16 protein-coding genes are annotated in these 13,964 nt (G+C 44.1%); 14 read left to right on the forward strand and 2 right to left on the reverse strand.

What is annotated here, in order from left to right:
- Positions 1-8: 8 nt before the first annotated feature.
- The 10 genes from BLHYD_RS00280 (at position 9) to lysS (ending at position 9,472) form a co-directional block, all read left to right on the forward strand.
- Complete coding sequence (locus BLHYD_RS00280) at positions 9-791, forward strand: TrmH family RNA methyltransferase (protein WP_005946657.1); 783 nt, start codon at positions 9-11, stop codon at positions 789-791.
- A 3-nt stretch (positions 792-794) separates the two neighbouring features.
- The gene (locus tag BLHYD_RS00285; protein WP_005946659.1) at positions 795-1,238 is read left to right on the forward strand and encodes an NfeD family protein; all 444 of its coding nucleotides are present in this window, start codon (positions 795-797) and stop codon (positions 1,236-1,238) included.
- The gene (locus BLHYD_RS00290; protein ID WP_005946661.1) at positions 1,235-2,167 is read left to right on the forward strand and encodes an SPFH domain-containing protein; all 933 of its coding nucleotides are present in this window, start codon (positions 1,235-1,237) and stop codon (positions 2,165-2,167) included. Before BLHYD_RS00285 ends, BLHYD_RS00290 begins: the two co-directional genes overlap by 4 nt.
- Positions 2,168-2,182: 15 nt before the next feature.
- On the forward strand, positions 2,183-3,319 hold the full coding sequence (locus BLHYD_RS00295) for a patatin-like phospholipase family protein (RefSeq protein ID WP_005946662.1): 1,137 nt from the start codon (positions 2,183-2,185) through the stop codon (positions 3,317-3,319).
- Between the two features lie 29 nt (positions 3,320-3,348).
- On the forward strand, positions 3,349-4,350 hold the full coding sequence (gene argF, locus BLHYD_RS00300; RefSeq protein WP_005946664.1) for an ornithine carbamoyltransferase: 1,002 nt from the start codon (positions 3,349-3,351) through the stop codon (positions 4,348-4,350).
- Positions 4,340-5,317: a biotin--[acetyl-CoA-carboxylase] ligase gene (locus BLHYD_RS00305; protein ID WP_005946666.1), complete on the forward strand. Its 978-nt coding sequence runs from the start codon at positions 4,340-4,342 to the stop codon at positions 5,315-5,317. Before argF ends, BLHYD_RS00305 begins: the two co-directional genes overlap by 11 nt.
- 14 nt (positions 5,318-5,331) lie before the next feature.
- The gene (locus BLHYD_RS00310) at positions 5,332-5,679 is read left to right on the forward strand and encodes a DUF6145 family protein (protein WP_005946668.1); all 348 of its coding nucleotides are present in this window, start codon (positions 5,332-5,334) and stop codon (positions 5,677-5,679) included.
- Positions 5,676-6,638, forward strand: coding sequence for a tRNA dihydrouridine synthase DusB (gene dusB / locus BLHYD_RS00315; protein WP_005946670.1), 963 nt, complete (start codon positions 5,676-5,678; stop codon positions 6,636-6,638). Before BLHYD_RS00310 ends, dusB begins: the two co-directional genes overlap by 4 nt.
- A 379-nt stretch (positions 6,639-7,017) precedes the next feature.
- Entirely contained in the window at positions 7,018-7,500 is a 483-nt protein-coding gene (gene greA / locus BLHYD_RS00320) for a transcription elongation factor GreA (protein ID WP_005946671.1), read from the forward strand.
- Positions 7,501-7,525: 25 nt separating this feature from the next.
- The gene (lysS, locus tag BLHYD_RS00325) at positions 7,526-9,472 is read left to right on the forward strand and encodes a lysine--tRNA ligase (RefSeq protein WP_021845459.1); all 1,947 of its coding nucleotides are present in this window, start codon (positions 7,526-7,528) and stop codon (positions 9,470-9,472) included.
- A gap of 104 nt (positions 9,473-9,576) precedes the next feature.
- On the opposite strand, the gene BLHYD_RS00330 is transcribed toward lysS, so the two are convergent.
- Entirely contained in the window at positions 9,577-9,885 is a 309-nt protein-coding gene (locus BLHYD_RS00330) for a hypothetical protein (RefSeq protein ID WP_005946673.1), read from the reverse strand.
- A 2-nt stretch (positions 9,886-9,887) separates the two neighbouring features.
- The gene (locus BLHYD_RS00335; protein WP_005946674.1) at positions 9,888-10,199 is read right to left on the reverse strand and encodes a Nif11-like leader peptide family RiPP precursor; all 312 of its coding nucleotides are present in this window, start codon (positions 10,197-10,199) and stop codon (positions 9,888-9,890) included.
- 157 nt (positions 10,200-10,356) lie between these two features.
- Between BLHYD_RS00335 and BLHYD_RS00340 the strand changes: the two genes are divergently transcribed.
- Genes BLHYD_RS00340 through BLHYD_RS00355 form a run of 4 tightly spaced genes read left to right on the forward strand, consistent with a single transcriptional unit; the run spans position 10,357 to position 13,954 of the window.
- Entirely contained in the window at positions 10,357-12,234 is a 1,878-nt protein-coding gene (locus BLHYD_RS00340) for a radical SAM/SPASM domain-containing protein (protein ID WP_005946675.1), read from the forward strand.
- A 1-nt stretch (position 12,235) separates the two neighbouring features.
- Positions 12,236-12,763, forward strand: a complete 528-nt coding sequence (gene idi, locus BLHYD_RS00345; RefSeq protein WP_005946676.1) for an isopentenyl-diphosphate Delta-isomerase — start codon at positions 12,236-12,238, stop codon at positions 12,761-12,763.
- An 8-nt stretch (positions 12,764-12,771) separates the two neighbouring features.
- The gene (locus BLHYD_RS00350) at positions 12,772-13,671 is read left to right on the forward strand and encodes a peptide arginase family protein (RefSeq protein WP_005946677.1); all 900 of its coding nucleotides are present in this window, start codon (positions 12,772-12,774) and stop codon (positions 13,669-13,671) included.
- Entirely contained in the window at positions 13,655-13,954 is a 300-nt protein-coding gene (locus tag BLHYD_RS00355; RefSeq protein WP_005946678.1) for an STAS domain-containing protein, read from the forward strand. Before BLHYD_RS00350 ends, BLHYD_RS00355 begins: the two co-directional genes overlap by 17 nt.
- The last annotated feature ends 10 nt before the right edge of the window (positions 13,955-13,964 follow it).

Here is a 13,964-nt window from a genome sequence, read left to right on the forward strand (position 1 = left end):
GAGTTATTATGATTACGAGCGCCAGTAATGGACAGATAAAAAATATCATACAACTGCAGCAGAAGACAAAAGCCCGGAGAGATCGAGGGCTTTTTGTTGCAGAAGGGCTGAAAATGTTTCAGGAGGCACCGGACTCCTGGATTGAAAAAGTTTATATTGCGGACAGGCTGTATGAGGAGCAGGAGATTCAAAAGAGATTAGGGAGCCTGCCAGTGGAAATTGTGGATGATCGGATTTTTCGGCAGATCAGCGATACAAAAACCCCACAGGGGATTCTATGCTTGCTGCGTTGTCCCCATTATCGTTTAGAGAAAATTCTAGAAAAAGAGAATCCTCTGTTGATGGTCTTAGAAGATCTCCAAGACCCGGGGAATGTGGGAACGATTATCCGAACGGCGGAAGGGGCCGGGGCAGATGGAATACTGTTGAGCAAAAATACGGTAGATATCTTTAATCCCAAAGTGATTCGGTCGACAATGGGGTCTATCTATAGAATGCCTTTTGTATATATAGAAAATATGGAAGAGGCATTGAGACTGCTGAAAAAAAAGAAGGTCAGCACTTATGCTGCTCATCTTCAGGGTAAAAATACTTATGACGGGGAATCCTATCTTCGGGGGACTGCGTTTTTTGTAGGAAATGAAGGAAACGGTCTTAGTAGACAGCTCTCGGAAAAGGCAGATTGCTGGATACGAATTCCCATGGAAGGACAGGTGGAATCCTTGAATGCGGCTATGGCAGCTGGAATTTTAATGTACGAAGCGGGGAGACAGAGGAGAAGGAGGGTTTGAGAGATGACTCCGATGATATGGTTAGGGCTGGTAGCGGTGCTGCTACTAGCGGAGGCAATGACAGTCGGCCTTACGACGATTTGGTTCGCCGGGGGCGCTTTGGTGGCAGCTATCGCTTCTTTTTTTCAGGTGAATCTGGTTATTCAAGTACTCCTATTTTTGGTGATATCCTTGGTATTGCTGATTTTTACGAGACCTTGGGCCATCCGGTTTATGAATTCCAACAGAGAAAAGACAAACGTGGACAGTCTGATCGGAGAAAGCGCAGTGATTTTGGAAAAAGTCGACAACTTGAAAGAGACGGGAAAGGCGCAAGTGAGAGGGATGGAATGGACAGTTCGCACAGAAAAAGATGAAGAGACGGTTGAGAAGGGTGAAGTGGTAACTATTGTGAAGGTACAAGGCGTGAAGTTGATTGTAAAGCGCCGAAAGGAGGAGATTTTATGATTTTGTTACTGATTTTCATTGTTTTGGTCTTGGTAGTGGCGGCATCCTGCGTCAAAATTGTACCCCAGGCACATGCAGTGATTTTGGAACGCTTGGGTGCTTACCAATCTACTTGGGGAGTAGGGATTCATTTTAAAATACCTTTTATCGAGAGAATTGCCAAGAAAGTAAACCTGAAAGAACAGGTAGTGGATTTCCCACCTCAGCCTGTGATTACGAAAGATAATGTTACGATGCAGATTGACACGGTGGTTTTCTTTCAGATTACAGATCCTAAGCTCTTTGCTTATGGGGTGGAAAATCCAATCATGGCGATAGAGAACCTCTCTGCCACGACGCTGCGTAATATTATCGGTGACATGGAGTTGGATGAAACTTTGACTTCCAGGGAGACGATCAACACGAAGATGAGAGCTTCCTTGGATGTGGCTACAGACCCGTGGGGAATTAAAGTCAATCGCGTGGAGCTCAAGAATATCATGCCGCCGGCGGCAATACAGGACGCTATGGAAAAACAGATGAAGGCGGAACGAGAAAGAAGAGAGGCGATTCTGATTGCAGAGGGCGAGAAGCATTCCACAATCTTAGTTGCCGAGGGAAAGAAACAGTCAGCGATCTTGGATGCGGAGGCTGAGAAACAGGCGGCGATTCTGAGGGCAGAGGCTGAAAAGGAAAAAATGATACGGGAGGCAGAAGGCCAGGCTGAAGCGATCTTAAAGGTGCAGCAGGCGACAGCGGATGGACTACGCATGATACGTCAGGCGGGAGCAGATGAAGCGGTGCTGACCTTGAAGAGTTTGGAGACTTTTGAAAAGGTGGCTGATGGAAGATCTACAAAAATTATTATTCCTTCAGAGATACAGGGACTCGCTGGACTTGCGACTTCTCTGAAAGAAGTGATGAAGAGTGACGATCAAGCGGCAAATTAGAGGAGAGGATGTAGAGTGAAGCCTGTCTTAGATTTGGAGAGGGAATACGGAGTGGTCTTGGAAGGTGGAGGCGCTAAAGGAGCCTACCAGATCGGTGTATGGAAAGCGCTTCGGGAGGCCGGAGTGAAAATAAAAGGAATTTCTGGAACCAGTGTGGGGGCGATTAATGGCGCATTGATGTGCATGGGAGATCTGAAAAAGGCCGAACACATTTGGGAAAATATTTCTTATTCGAAGATCATGGATGTGGACGATACCCTGATGAAAGAATTTTTTGATGGAATATTGACGCTTCGGGAAACCGTAAACTTATTTTTTCAAAAGGTAAAAGAGGGCGGCATGGATATTACTCCTCTGAAAAAGCTTATAGAAGATTCTATTGATGTGAACGAGATTTCACATTCGCCGGTGGAATTTTATTTAAAGACATTTAGTTTGGATGAGATGAAGGAACTGGACGTGGATGTAAGACAGCTGGACCCTGCTCTGATACCGGATATGCTGTTGGCCAGCGCTTACATCTTTCCAGTGTTCAAAAATGAGAAACTTCACGGAAAAACCTATATGGACGGCGGCATTATTGATAATGTGCCATTGGACTGTCTGGTTAAAAGAGAATATAAGGATATTTTGTTGATTCGCATTTTTGGAATTGGTAGATATAAACCGGTTAAAATACCGGATGGAACAACCGTAACGACGATTGAACCTAGGGTTGATCTGGGAAATATTATTGATTTTGACTCTGAGAAAAGCAAACGCAATATGGTGATCGGATATTTTGACGGTCTCAGAGCGGTCTACGGACTTGGAGGACGGATTTATTATCTTGATGAGCAGGAAGAAGAGACGGATTATTTGATGTATCTGGCAAGTCTGAGGAACGAGAAGGAATCACTTAGAAAATTTATTGAGAAGGAACTCCCTAAGATAGCTTCAGAACTGAGGCTGACAGACTGGGATTACAGAGAGCTCTGCCTGTCTGTTTTAGAGGCTACAGCGAAGCTTTGCAGAGTTCCAAAGTATCGCGTTTATACAGTGAAAGACTTGTTAAGGGAGATCAAAAAGAGAGTAGAGACCTTGGAGAACACAGAGAGTTTTCCAGATTTTGCACAGAGAGTAATCAATGTTACTGTGAGCAGTAATTTATAAATAGCTAATATACATAAGGAGGAAGATTCATGAACTTAAAAGGACGTAATTTTTTGACATTGAAGGACTATTCACCAGAAGAGATTGTTTATCTGTTGGATTTGGCGGCAAATCTAAAGGCAAAGAAAAAAGCTGGAATTCCTATGGACTGTCATAGAGGAAAAAATATAGCGTTGATTTTCGAGAAGACCAGTACGAGAACTCGTTGTTCCTTTGAGGTGGCTGCTCATGATCTGGGAATAGGGACTACCTATTTGGACCCGAAAAGCTCTCAGATCGGAAAGAAAGAGAGTATTGCGGATACGGCCAGAGTGTTGGGAAGTATGTTCGAAGGAATCGAGTACCGTGGCTTTGGCCAGGAAATCGTGGAAGAACTGGCGAAATATGCGGGAGTGCCGGTGTGGAATGGGCTGACGAATGAGTATCATCCGACACAGATGTTGGCAGATCTTTTGACAATCCGAGAGAATTTTGGGCGTTTGAAGGGTATTAAACTGGTGTATATGGGAGATGCCCGTTATAATATGGGAAACTCTCTGATGATTGCCTGTGCGAAGATGGGTATGCATTTTGTGGCCTGCACCAGCAAAGAATATTTTCCAAATTCCGAACTGATTCAGATTTGTGAAGGATATGCGAAGGATAGTGGAGCCACTCTGACTTTCACAGAGAATGTAGAAGAGGGTACGAAAGACGCAGACGTGATCTATACGGATGTCTGGGTATCTATGGGTGAGCCGGACGAGGTGTGGGAGAAGAGAATCAAAGAGCTGACGCCTTATAAAGTGACGAAAAAAGTTATGGAAAACGCAGCAGAGGAAGCGATTTTCCTTCACTGCCTTCCAGCTTTCCATGATTTAAAAACAGAGATTGGAAAAGAAATGGGAGAGAGATTCCAACTGGCAGAGTTAGAAGTAACAGATGAAGTTTTTGAGTCTGAACAGTCGAAAGTTTTCCAGGAAGCAGAGAACCGGATGCACACGATTAAGGCTGTAATTTTGGCTACGTTGGGAGAACCGGATGAAAACTGAATTGCTGAAGATATTAAGGGAGACAGACGATTATGTCTCAGGGCAGGAACTGTGTGATCGTCTGGGCGTCTCTCGAACGGCTATCTGGAAGCGGATAAAAAAACTTCAGGAAGAGGGCTATGTGATTGAGGCGGTACAGAACAGAGGGTATCACTTGATAGAACTGCCAGATTTGATGAAAACAGATGAGGTGAGAAGCTGGCTTTCCTCCAAATGGCTGGGAAAGGAGCTTTATTATCAGGAGTCGGTGGATTCCACGAATACCTGGGCTAAGAAACTGGCCGAGGAGGGGGCACCCAATGGTACTGTAGTACTGGCTGACGAGCAGACGGCCGGCAAGGGGAGGAGAGGACGGACTTGGAAAAATCCTAAGGGAGCCAATATCGCCGCGACTTTTTTGCTGCGGCCCCAATTTATGCCGGAGGCAGCTCCTATGCTGACTCTGGTTATGGGGCTGTCCGTAGCCCAGATATGCAGAGAGATGGGACTGGATGCCTGGATTAAATGGCCCAATGACGTCGTGGTTTCTGGAAAAAAGATCTGTGGAATTCTCACGGAGATGAGCGCCCAAGTGGATTATGTGAATTATGTGGTGATTGGCGCGGGAATTAATGTGAACCTAAGTGTTTTGCCTCCTGAGTTAAAAGAGATTGCGACTTCTTTCTATCTAGAAAAGAAAGAAGTTTTTCCCAGAGCTCAGATTATCGCTAGAGTCATAGAGGTATTCGAGGAAAACTATGAAATTTATACGAAGACCAATGATCTTAGTCAATTGGCAGAAACGTATAATCAAATGTTAATTAACCATGGACGCCAGGTGAAGGTCTTAGATCCCAGCGGAGAGTTTGCAGGGGTATCCGGAGGAATTGACCGAAGTGGACGCCTTTCAGTGAAAAAAGAAGATGGAACCGTAGTGAAGGTGATGGCTGGAGAGGTCTCAGTGCGAGGACTTTATGGCTATGTATAGATGAGGAGAAATTCATGTATCAGGAAAATGTTGTGCTTTGCGGGGCCAGCGCTTATGAACAGAAATTCTATTTTAACCCGGATTTTCAGGCACTGCCGGAACAGATCAGGCAGGAATTGCAGATTATGTGCGTTTTGTTTACAGAAGATGTCGGCGGGATATTGACTTTGGAATTTACGGAAACCGGAGAATTGGAATTCAAGGTGGAAGCTTTGGAGGCGGATGCTTTTTTCGATGAGATTGGAAGCGCATTGAAGATTAAACAGATACAGCGGGAGAAGAGGGAATTTTTGGAGTCTCTGGAATTGTACTATAGAGTTTTCTTCCTTGGGGAAGAAGCGGACAGCGAGGAAGTGGAATGAGTCTGCGGATAGGAACAGTGGTTTTGGACAATCCCCTCATATTGGCACCAATGGCAGGAGTCACAGACCTGCCATTTCGCTTGTTATGTAAAGAGATGGGCGCGGGTCTGCTGTGCATGGAGATGGTAAGTGCCAAGGCCATTTATTATAAGAATAAGAATACAGAGAGCTTAATGGAAATTCATCCGGCGGAGCATCCGGTGTCTTTGCAGCTTTTTGGCTCGGATGCGGATTTGATGGCTCAGATTGCCACTCAGATCGAGGAGCGTCCTTTTGAGATTCTGGACATCAACATGGGATGTCCGGTTCCCAAAGTGGTAAATAACGGGGAAGGCTCCGCGCTTTTGAAAAATCCAAAACTGATTCGGGAGATTGTGACAAAGGTATCTGGTGCGATTCGAAAGCCCCTCACTGTCAAGGTGAGGATAGGCTTTGAGGGCTATCCGGTGGATGTGGTGGAGATCGCGAAAATTATTGAAGATTCGGGAGCAGCGGCAATTGCCGTGCATGGAAGAACAAGAGAACAGTATTATTCAGGCCATGCGGATTGGGATGCAATCAGGAGAGTAAAGGAGGCAGTTCAGATTCCGGTAATTGGAAATGGAGATGTGGATTCTCCACAGAAGGCAGTTCAACTTCTGGAAGAGACGGGATGTGACGGAATTATGATTGGACGTGCGGCTCAGGGAAATCCATGGATTTTCCGGGAAATCAATCACTGGATGAAGACAGGGGAATTCTTACCAAGGCCAGGACGGTCTCAGATTGTGGAAATGATTTTGAGGCATGCCAGGCTTCAGATTGAATATAAAGGTGAGTACACAGGAATTCGGGAGATGAGAAAACATGTGGCCTGGTACACACAGGGTCTGCCCCACTCCGCCAGACTTCGCCGTGAAGTAAATCGGGTGGAAGCTTATTCTCAATTGGAGGAACTGATGACATCCCTAGTGGATTGATTGTGACTGTGAGCGGAGGATTCCTTTTTATGTAACTATTCAGCTATGCGACTGATAAGAACAAAAATTCGGAGCAAGCTTGCTTGCAGAGGAATTTTGTTCTTATCAGGCATATGGTGTTTAGCCATAAGCGAGGATTTAGTCGCATATGCGGAGATATAAGCTGCGTAGCAGCCAATTCGAGCTGTTATGGCTGAATAGTTACCTTTTTATAGTGTGAAAATGGCTTAAATCTTGACATTTCTGGGAGTTTTCGCTATAATACTGGAATTGCAAATATCTTTAGAAATAAAGAAGAGATGAAGATGAGAGTAGCACAAAAGAAAGAAAATTGACGAGTGTTTTAGATATAATGTAAGGAAAGGGAGTTAGCTGAAAAATGGAAGGAAAGAAGAATTTACTCACGTATGCGGGCCTGAAAAATCTGGAAGAAGAGCTGCATGATTTGAAAGTGGTAAAAAGAAAAGAAGTAGCTCAGAAGATCAAAGAGGCTAGAGAACAAGGAGATTTGTCTGAGAATGCGGAGTACGATGCTGCAAAGGATGAACAGAGAGATATTGAGGCTCGAATTGAGGAGATTGAAAAAATTCTGAAAAATGCAGAGGTTGTAGTTGAGGACGAAGTAGATTTGGATAAGATTAGCGTCGGCTGCAAAGTGAAGCTGTACGATTATGAGTATGAAGAGGAGATTGAATTCAAGATCGTAGGTTCCACAGAAGCAAACAGCCTGCAGGGAAAGATTTCTAATGAGTCTCCTGTAGGGAAAGCTTTGATCGGAGCGAAGGTGGACGACGTAGTCAAAGTTGAGATGCCTGCTGGTATGGTGGAATATAAAGTATTGGAAATTCAGAGAAACGTCTAAGATAAATATAGAAGGAGTGAAAAGAGTGGCAGGACAGAAGAAGCAGGAGCAGGATATTAATCAGTTGTTGAAGGTGCGTAGAGAAAAGTTGGCGGACCTTCAGGCAAATGGAAAAAACCCATTTGAAATTATGAAATATGACGTCACCCATCACAGCGAAGATATTCGTGAACAGTTCCAAGAGCTGGAAGGGAAAACCGTATCTGTCGCGGGCAGGATGATGTCAAAACGTGTCATGGGCAAGGCTTCTTTCTGCCATGTTCAGGACCTGAGAGGACAGATTCAGTCCTATGTAGCCAGAGACAGTCTGGGCGAGGAAGCCTACAAAGAATTTAAGAAGATGGATGTGGGCGATATTGTTGGCATAAAAGGAGAAGTTTTCCGCACAAAGACCGGAGAAATTTCTATCCATGCCGCGGAGGTTACTCTGTTGTCAAAGAGTCTTCAGGTACTCCCGGAGAAGTATCATGGACTGACAAACACAGATCTGCGTTATCGCCAGAGATATACAGATTTGATTATGAATCCGGAAGTGAAGGACACTTTTATCAAACGCTCTAAAATCATCAGCAGTATCCGAAAGTATTTGGATGCACAGGGCTTTATGGAAGTGGAGACTCCGATGCTGGTGGCGAACGCAGGCGGTGCGGCTGCCCGTCCTTTTGAGACTCACTTTAATGCTCTGGATGAGGACTTTAAGCTTCGCATATCACTGGAATTATATTTGAAGAGATTGATTGTGGGCGGCATGGAGAGAGTCTATGAGATCGGCCGTGTTTTCCGCAACGAGGGACTGGATACCCGTCATAACCCGGAGTTTACCTTGATGGAGCTGTACCAGGCTTACACAGATTATCACGGCATGATGGACTTGACGGAGAATTTGTACCGTCATGTGGCTCAGGAGGTTCTGGGAACCACCAAGATTACCTATAATGGAATAGAAATGGACTTGGGTAAGCCATTTGAGAGAATCACCATGGTGGACGCTGTAAAGAAATATTCTGGTGTGGACTTTAACGAGATTCACACGCTGAAAGAAGCAAGAGCAGTGGCGAAAGAACACCATGTGGAGTATGAGGAGAGGCATAAGAAGGGAGATATTCTCAGTCTGTTCTTCGAGGAGTTTGCGGAGGAACATTTGATTCAGCCTACCTTCGTTATGGACCATCCCATCGAGATCTCTCCGCTGACCAAGAAAAAGCCGGAAAATCCGGAGTATACGGAGAGATTTGAATTCTTTATGAATGGCTGGGAGATGGCGAATGCCTACTCAGAGTTGAATGACCCGATTGACCAAAGAGAGAGATTTTTGGCGCAGGAGGAGCTTCTGGCTCAGGGAGATGAAGAGGCAAACCACACAGACGAAGATTTCCTGAACGCGTTGGAAATCGGAATGCCTCCGACGGGAGGAATCGGTTTTGGAATTGACCGTATGTGTATGTTGCTCACTAATAGTGCTGCAATCAGGGATGTACTTTTATTCCCAACCATGAAGTCACAGGGCGCTGCAAAGAATGAAGCAAACAATGCGGTACAGTCTGCTCCGGCTGAAAAGACAGTGGAAAAAGTAATTGCTGAAGTGAAAGAGGCTTATGATTTCTCTAAGGTAGAAGTGGAGCCTTTGTTTGAGGATATGGTGGATTTCGATACCTTCAGCAAGTCGGACTTCCGTGCTGTGAAGGTAAAAGAATGCGAGGCGGTGCCAAAGAGCAAGAAGCTTCTGAAATTCGTTTTGGATGACGGCAGCGGAGAGGACCGCGTAATTTTAAGCGGAATTCACGACTATTATGAGCCGGAAGAGCTGGTTGGGAAGACCTTGATTGCGATCGTGAACCTACCGCCGAGGAAGATGATGGGAATTGATTCCTGCGGTATGATTATCTCAGCGACCCACCTTGTGGAAGGAAGAGAAGGGCTGAACCTGCTGATGGTGGATGACCGGATTCCGGCGGGAGCGAAGTTGTATTGATTCTGAAAAAAGAATAAGACAGCCGGGAGCGAGAAAGTTCCCGGCTGTGATGAAAAAACCTTGAGATGCCTTTGAAAATCAGGCAAATCAAGGTTTTTATTAGTTTACCATCTTCTATTCGTGACAGTATTTACAAATCCGCCAACGGATGCGGTGGCGCCGCAGACGCCAAGTATGGCCATAACGGTTGCGGAGATTGCGAAACCTCCGGCAACATTTTCCAATTCATCCTCCTGCAGTTCTTCAGATGCTTTTGCAGCAAGCATTTTTTGCAGGCAAAGAATATCATCGATGGATAAATCCAGATTTTTTTCTTTTAAAGCAGTTTTTACTTCTTCAGCAGTTTCACATTCCAAAAGTGAATTTACAAAAACTTCGTCAGAAAAAATATCTTTGATTAACGCTTCGTTCATGATTACCACCTTCCTCTTGTAAAGGTATGTACAAAGGTACCACCACTGGCTGTCGCACCGATAACACCGGCGATGGCAGAAACGATTCCGGCTGTAATCGCGAAACCTCCGGCAACATTTTCCATCTCATCTTCGGATAGTTCTCCGTTTTCCTGTGAGGTAAGTGTTTTCTGAATTTTTAAGATGTCGTCGATGGATAAATCCAGGCCTTTTTCTTTTAAGGCAGCCTGAACCTCTTCTGCGGTCTCCATTTCGGATAAAGATTTAAGAAAGGCTTCATCGGAAAAAATTTCTTTGATTAATGCTTCGTTCATAATTATTCTCCTTATAATACTAAAGATGTTTTTATATAAGTTACGTACTCTAATACACGAAAATACAAAAAACGTTACAAAATTTGAGAAAATGTAACATTTTTTTTGGTGCGGTGTATTAATTAATGAAACCTGTATGAATTAAAGGAGAAAATGCGTGGCAAAGATAAAAGAATTTATAGAATATTTGAGCGCGGAAGAGTATACGGGACTGTTTCGTGAAGCATGTGAAAAAGGATGGGAGAATATCAAAGACCAGTATGGAGATTTGGATGTAAGAGAAACCATACAAGAAGTACATTTGGCACAGAAAGAGAGAACTTGTGATTACTCCATAAAAGTCGAAATGGAAAAAGATCCCCATATGAAAGAATACTGGCTGGAACTGGACGATACGGCTTGTGGAAAGCTGCCTATTGAACCTTGTTGGTTTGTAGACGCTCAAAAGGCTGTGCCCGGAGAAAAAAATGACTGGATCTATGAGCGGGTGTTTCGAAAGAAATTGACAGAAGAAGAGATTCAGAGTATTCGACCAATGTTAGATATCTGCATTGGCCTTTTAAAAGGAAAGAATGAAAGTTTGTTTCAACTAGGGATTATGGAGGGAAGAGGGGAAAAATCCGTTCGTCTGTTTACCAGTGAATTGAGTAAGAATGATTTTCTAGAATATCTCAGAGAATTGAAATGGGAAGGAAATATTGAAGAATTAGAAAAATGGCTCACAAAACTGGAACCTTACGCAGAGAGAAAACAGTTTATTTTGGATTTCGACGTGTTTTCGAGAGGGATTTCCGAAAAGATAGGGATTAATTTTGGAACTCGAAATAAAAAAGAAAGTACGGTCACAGAATTTCTTGATTTTTTGGTGAAAAACAAGCTCTGTCTGGAATCAAAAGCAGAAGATGTCAAGCGATGGATTCAAAGGTATCCTTCACACACCCCGTTTATAGAAAATGATATCTCACATTTTAAGCTTCCCTTTGCGGACGGAAGAGTCACAGATGCGAAGGCCTATTTGCGGCAGGGGACGATTCCCTATGTGGAGCCGCTGGTCTATGAGACTCCGTGTCTGATGAATCTGGAACTGACGACGAAATGTCCACTCAGATGTCCTCAGTGTTATTGCACTCTGGAAGGAGGAAAAGACCTGCCCCTGGAGTTGGCAGAACATTGGATAAGAGAAGCTGAAAAAGCGAAGGTGCAGACCATTAATTTAAGCGGCGGTGAGACCATGTGTTACCCGCATATTCATGAAGTAGTACGAAGCGTTGCAGAGAAGGGAATGGAACCTAATATTGCGGTGTCGGGATATCGTTTTACGAAATCGGAGTTGGAGCAGTTTATTCAGGATGGAATCGGGGAAATCTGTGTTTCCTTAAATGCTCCGTCCAGAGAGAAAAACAGTCTGACAAGGGATGGGTTTGATCTTGCGGTTCGGGCATTGGAAGTGCTGAAAGAGGGCAGATTTCCCAGGACGTGTATCAACTGGGTGATGCACAACAGCAATGCGGATACTTTTTCGGAGATGCTGAAGCTAGCGGAGGATTATCGAGTGAGCGCGATCGCGGTCATGGTATTTAAACCGGACGCGGCGAATCAAAGGAAAAGTCTGCCCACTGTGGAACAGATGAAGACGGTGTCATCCGTGATAAAAAGATATAAAGGCCCTGTGAAAATTGAGATAGAGAGCTGCTTTTCCCAGATGCGAGCCCTCGTGGGAAAGACTTTTTTCTTCAACAAAAACGTGGGAGTCACGCGGGGCTGTGGAGCAGGAAGAGATGCCGTTTCGATTACCGTGGATGGGGAAATTACTCCCTGCAGACATATTGAAATTGAGGAAAATACAAAAGACTTAATGGAGTACTGGAAAACTTCGTCAACGGTGCAAAAGCTGAGAACTGTGGAAGAAAGAATGGAAGAACCCTGTTCCGCCTGTAGTCTTCGCAGAAACTGCCTTCCGTGTATGGCAGTAAATCTAAAGATGAATAAAGCTTTATATATGGGTGAAAATACCTGTGAATTATGGAGGGATTGATATGGAAGACAGAGTGATATTAGTAGACATTTTTGATAATCAAATCGGTTCCGGGGAGAAAATGAGAGTGCACAGAGAAGGAAGGTTGCATCGCGCTTTTTCGGTGTTTTTGTATGATGGCAGGAAAATGCTGATTCAGCAAAGAAATCCGGAGAAATATCATTCCGGAGGGCTTTGGGCAAATGCCTGCTGTTCCCACCCAAGAGACCGGGAGACGCTGGAAGAAGCCGTGGACAGAAGAATGTCGGAAGAACTGGGAATTCAGCCTGAGGTTCGGGAAATTGACAGCTTCGTTTACCGTGCAGTGTATGGCGATGGATTGTCAGAATATGAGTATGACCATGTATTTTTGGGAAAATACCGAGGAGAAGTACAGGCAAATCCAGATGAAATCAGCGAAGTAAGGTGGGTGGAATTGGATGAGCTGTCCAGAGATCTTCAGATGCATCCTGAAAAATATTGCGCCTGGTTTTTAATCGCAGCGCCGAAGGTTATCAAAAAAATTCAAGAAGAATGGGAAGATAAGTAGGAAAATTTATGAGTAAAATACCTGTATATATCATGGAAGAGCATCATGAAGCTTTTTATTACTGGAATTATTTTATAGAGTGCGGACTGATACCACCGAAGCACAATTACTTGCTGCATATAGATCATCATGATGATATGGAAGCGGGCGGATATGACTGGGATTTTCGGATTCCCTGGGAGTCTCTCGAACAGATCAGGACGTTTACCTATGAAAAACTGGGGATTGCAGATTTTATTACGCCTGCCTTATATCAGGGGATTTTTGATACCGTTCATATAATGAAAAATCTGCTTCCCAAACCGTGCACAGAGATGGAATTTTTTGTACAGCGTGTGGGAAAAGGCCATCTCAGGCAGGGAAAGTATATTCCATTTGTTCACAGTGGATATAAAAGAGAGAAAAATCCAGATTACAGTTTTTATACGCTCAGAGAAAACGGTCTAAATGATTGGACGGAACGAGAAAGAAGTGTGGTTTTGGATCTGGATTTAGATTATTTTTGTTGGGATGATTCCCTGAGCACGGCGGGTGTGAAACAGATGGAGATTACAAGAGAAGCTTATGAGGAGTATTGGGAAAATCTCTATCATCCGTTTCGGATTCTTCCCAAAAGGCTGATGCAGGCGAAAGAAAAGGATGGAAGATATTATCTGGAATATCGGGAGTTTGTGAAACCGGATGCGAAGCCGGATAAAGAGAGGATAAAAAACAGAATTAACCATTTGCTGGACTGGCTGGAAACGGAAAAGATCAAGATAGCAGTGGTTGACATATGCAGGTCCAGGTATTCAGGTTATCTGAATAATGAAATTTTTCCTTGGGTCGAGGAGGAATTTTTGAAAAAGTTGGGTGAAAGAACAGATTATGTAAGGAGAGAAATTGGGAGAAATGAAGATAACAAATAGAAAAAATGATTTGGGAGTGGTTCTTCAGGTGGAAGGAAGAATCGACACTTATACGGCAGAGACATTTGAGCAGGCGCTCTTAGAGCTTTTGGAAAAGGAGTCAGTGGTGACAGTCGATTTTGAGGATGTGGAATATGTGTCCAGTGCAGGCCTGCGCGCGCTGCTGAATGGACAGAAAAAAGCAAACAGTCAGGGAAAAGAGATGATCTGTGTCAATATCAATGAGACGGTGGAAGAAGTTCTGGAGATGACAGGCTTTATTGATATTTTAACGATTGAATAAAGTGTGGGAC

The sequence above is a fragment of the Blautia hydrogenotrophica DSM 10507 genome, assembly GCF_034356035.1.
Taxonomy (GTDB): Bacteria; Bacillota; Clostridia; order Lachnospirales; family Lachnospiraceae; genus Blautia_A; species Blautia_A hydrogenotrophica.

Bases quoted from the DNA above. Each gene is read 5' to 3' on its own strand.
- BLHYD_RS00280 (WP_005946657.1), top strand. From the start codon at position 9: ATGATTACGAGCGCCAGTAATGGACAGATAAAAAATATCATACAACTG.
- BLHYD_RS00285 (WP_005946659.1), top strand. From the start codon at position 795: ATGACTCCGATGATATGGTTAGGGCTGGTAGCGGTGCTGCTACTAGCG.
- BLHYD_RS00290 (WP_005946661.1), top strand. From the start codon at position 1,235: ATGATTTTGTTACTGATTTTCATTGTTTTGGTCTTGGTAGTGGCGGCA.
- argF (WP_005946664.1), top strand. From the start codon at position 3,349: ATGAACTTAAAAGGACGTAATTTTTTGACATTGAAGGACTATTCACCA.
- BLHYD_RS00305 (WP_005946666.1), top strand. From the start codon at position 4,340: ATGAAAACTGAATTGCTGAAGATATTAAGGGAGACAGACGATTATGTC.
- BLHYD_RS00310 (WP_005946668.1), top strand. From the start codon at position 5,332: ATGTATCAGGAAAATGTTGTGCTTTGCGGGGCCAGCGCTTATGAACAG.
- dusB (WP_005946670.1), top strand. From the start codon at position 5,676: ATGAGTCTGCGGATAGGAACAGTGGTTTTGGACAATCCCCTCATATTG.
- greA (WP_005946671.1), top strand. From the start codon at position 7,018: ATGGAAGGAAAGAAGAATTTACTCACGTATGCGGGCCTGAAAAATCTG.
- BLHYD_RS00330 (WP_005946673.1), bottom strand. From the start codon at position 9,885: ATGAACGAAGCGTTAATCAAAGATATTTTTTCTGACGAAGTTTTTGTA.
- BLHYD_RS00335 (WP_005946674.1), bottom strand. From the start codon at position 10,199: ATGAACGAAGCATTAATCAAAGAAATTTTTTCCGATGAAGCCTTTCTT.
- idi (WP_005946676.1), top strand. From the start codon at position 12,236: ATGGAAGACAGAGTGATATTAGTAGACATTTTTGATAATCAAATCGGT.
- BLHYD_RS00350 (WP_005946677.1), top strand. From the start codon at position 12,772: ATGAGTAAAATACCTGTATATATCATGGAAGAGCATCATGAAGCTTTT.
- BLHYD_RS00355 (WP_005946678.1), top strand. From the start codon at position 13,655: ATGAAGATAACAAATAGAAAAAATGATTTGGGAGTGGTTCTTCAGGTG.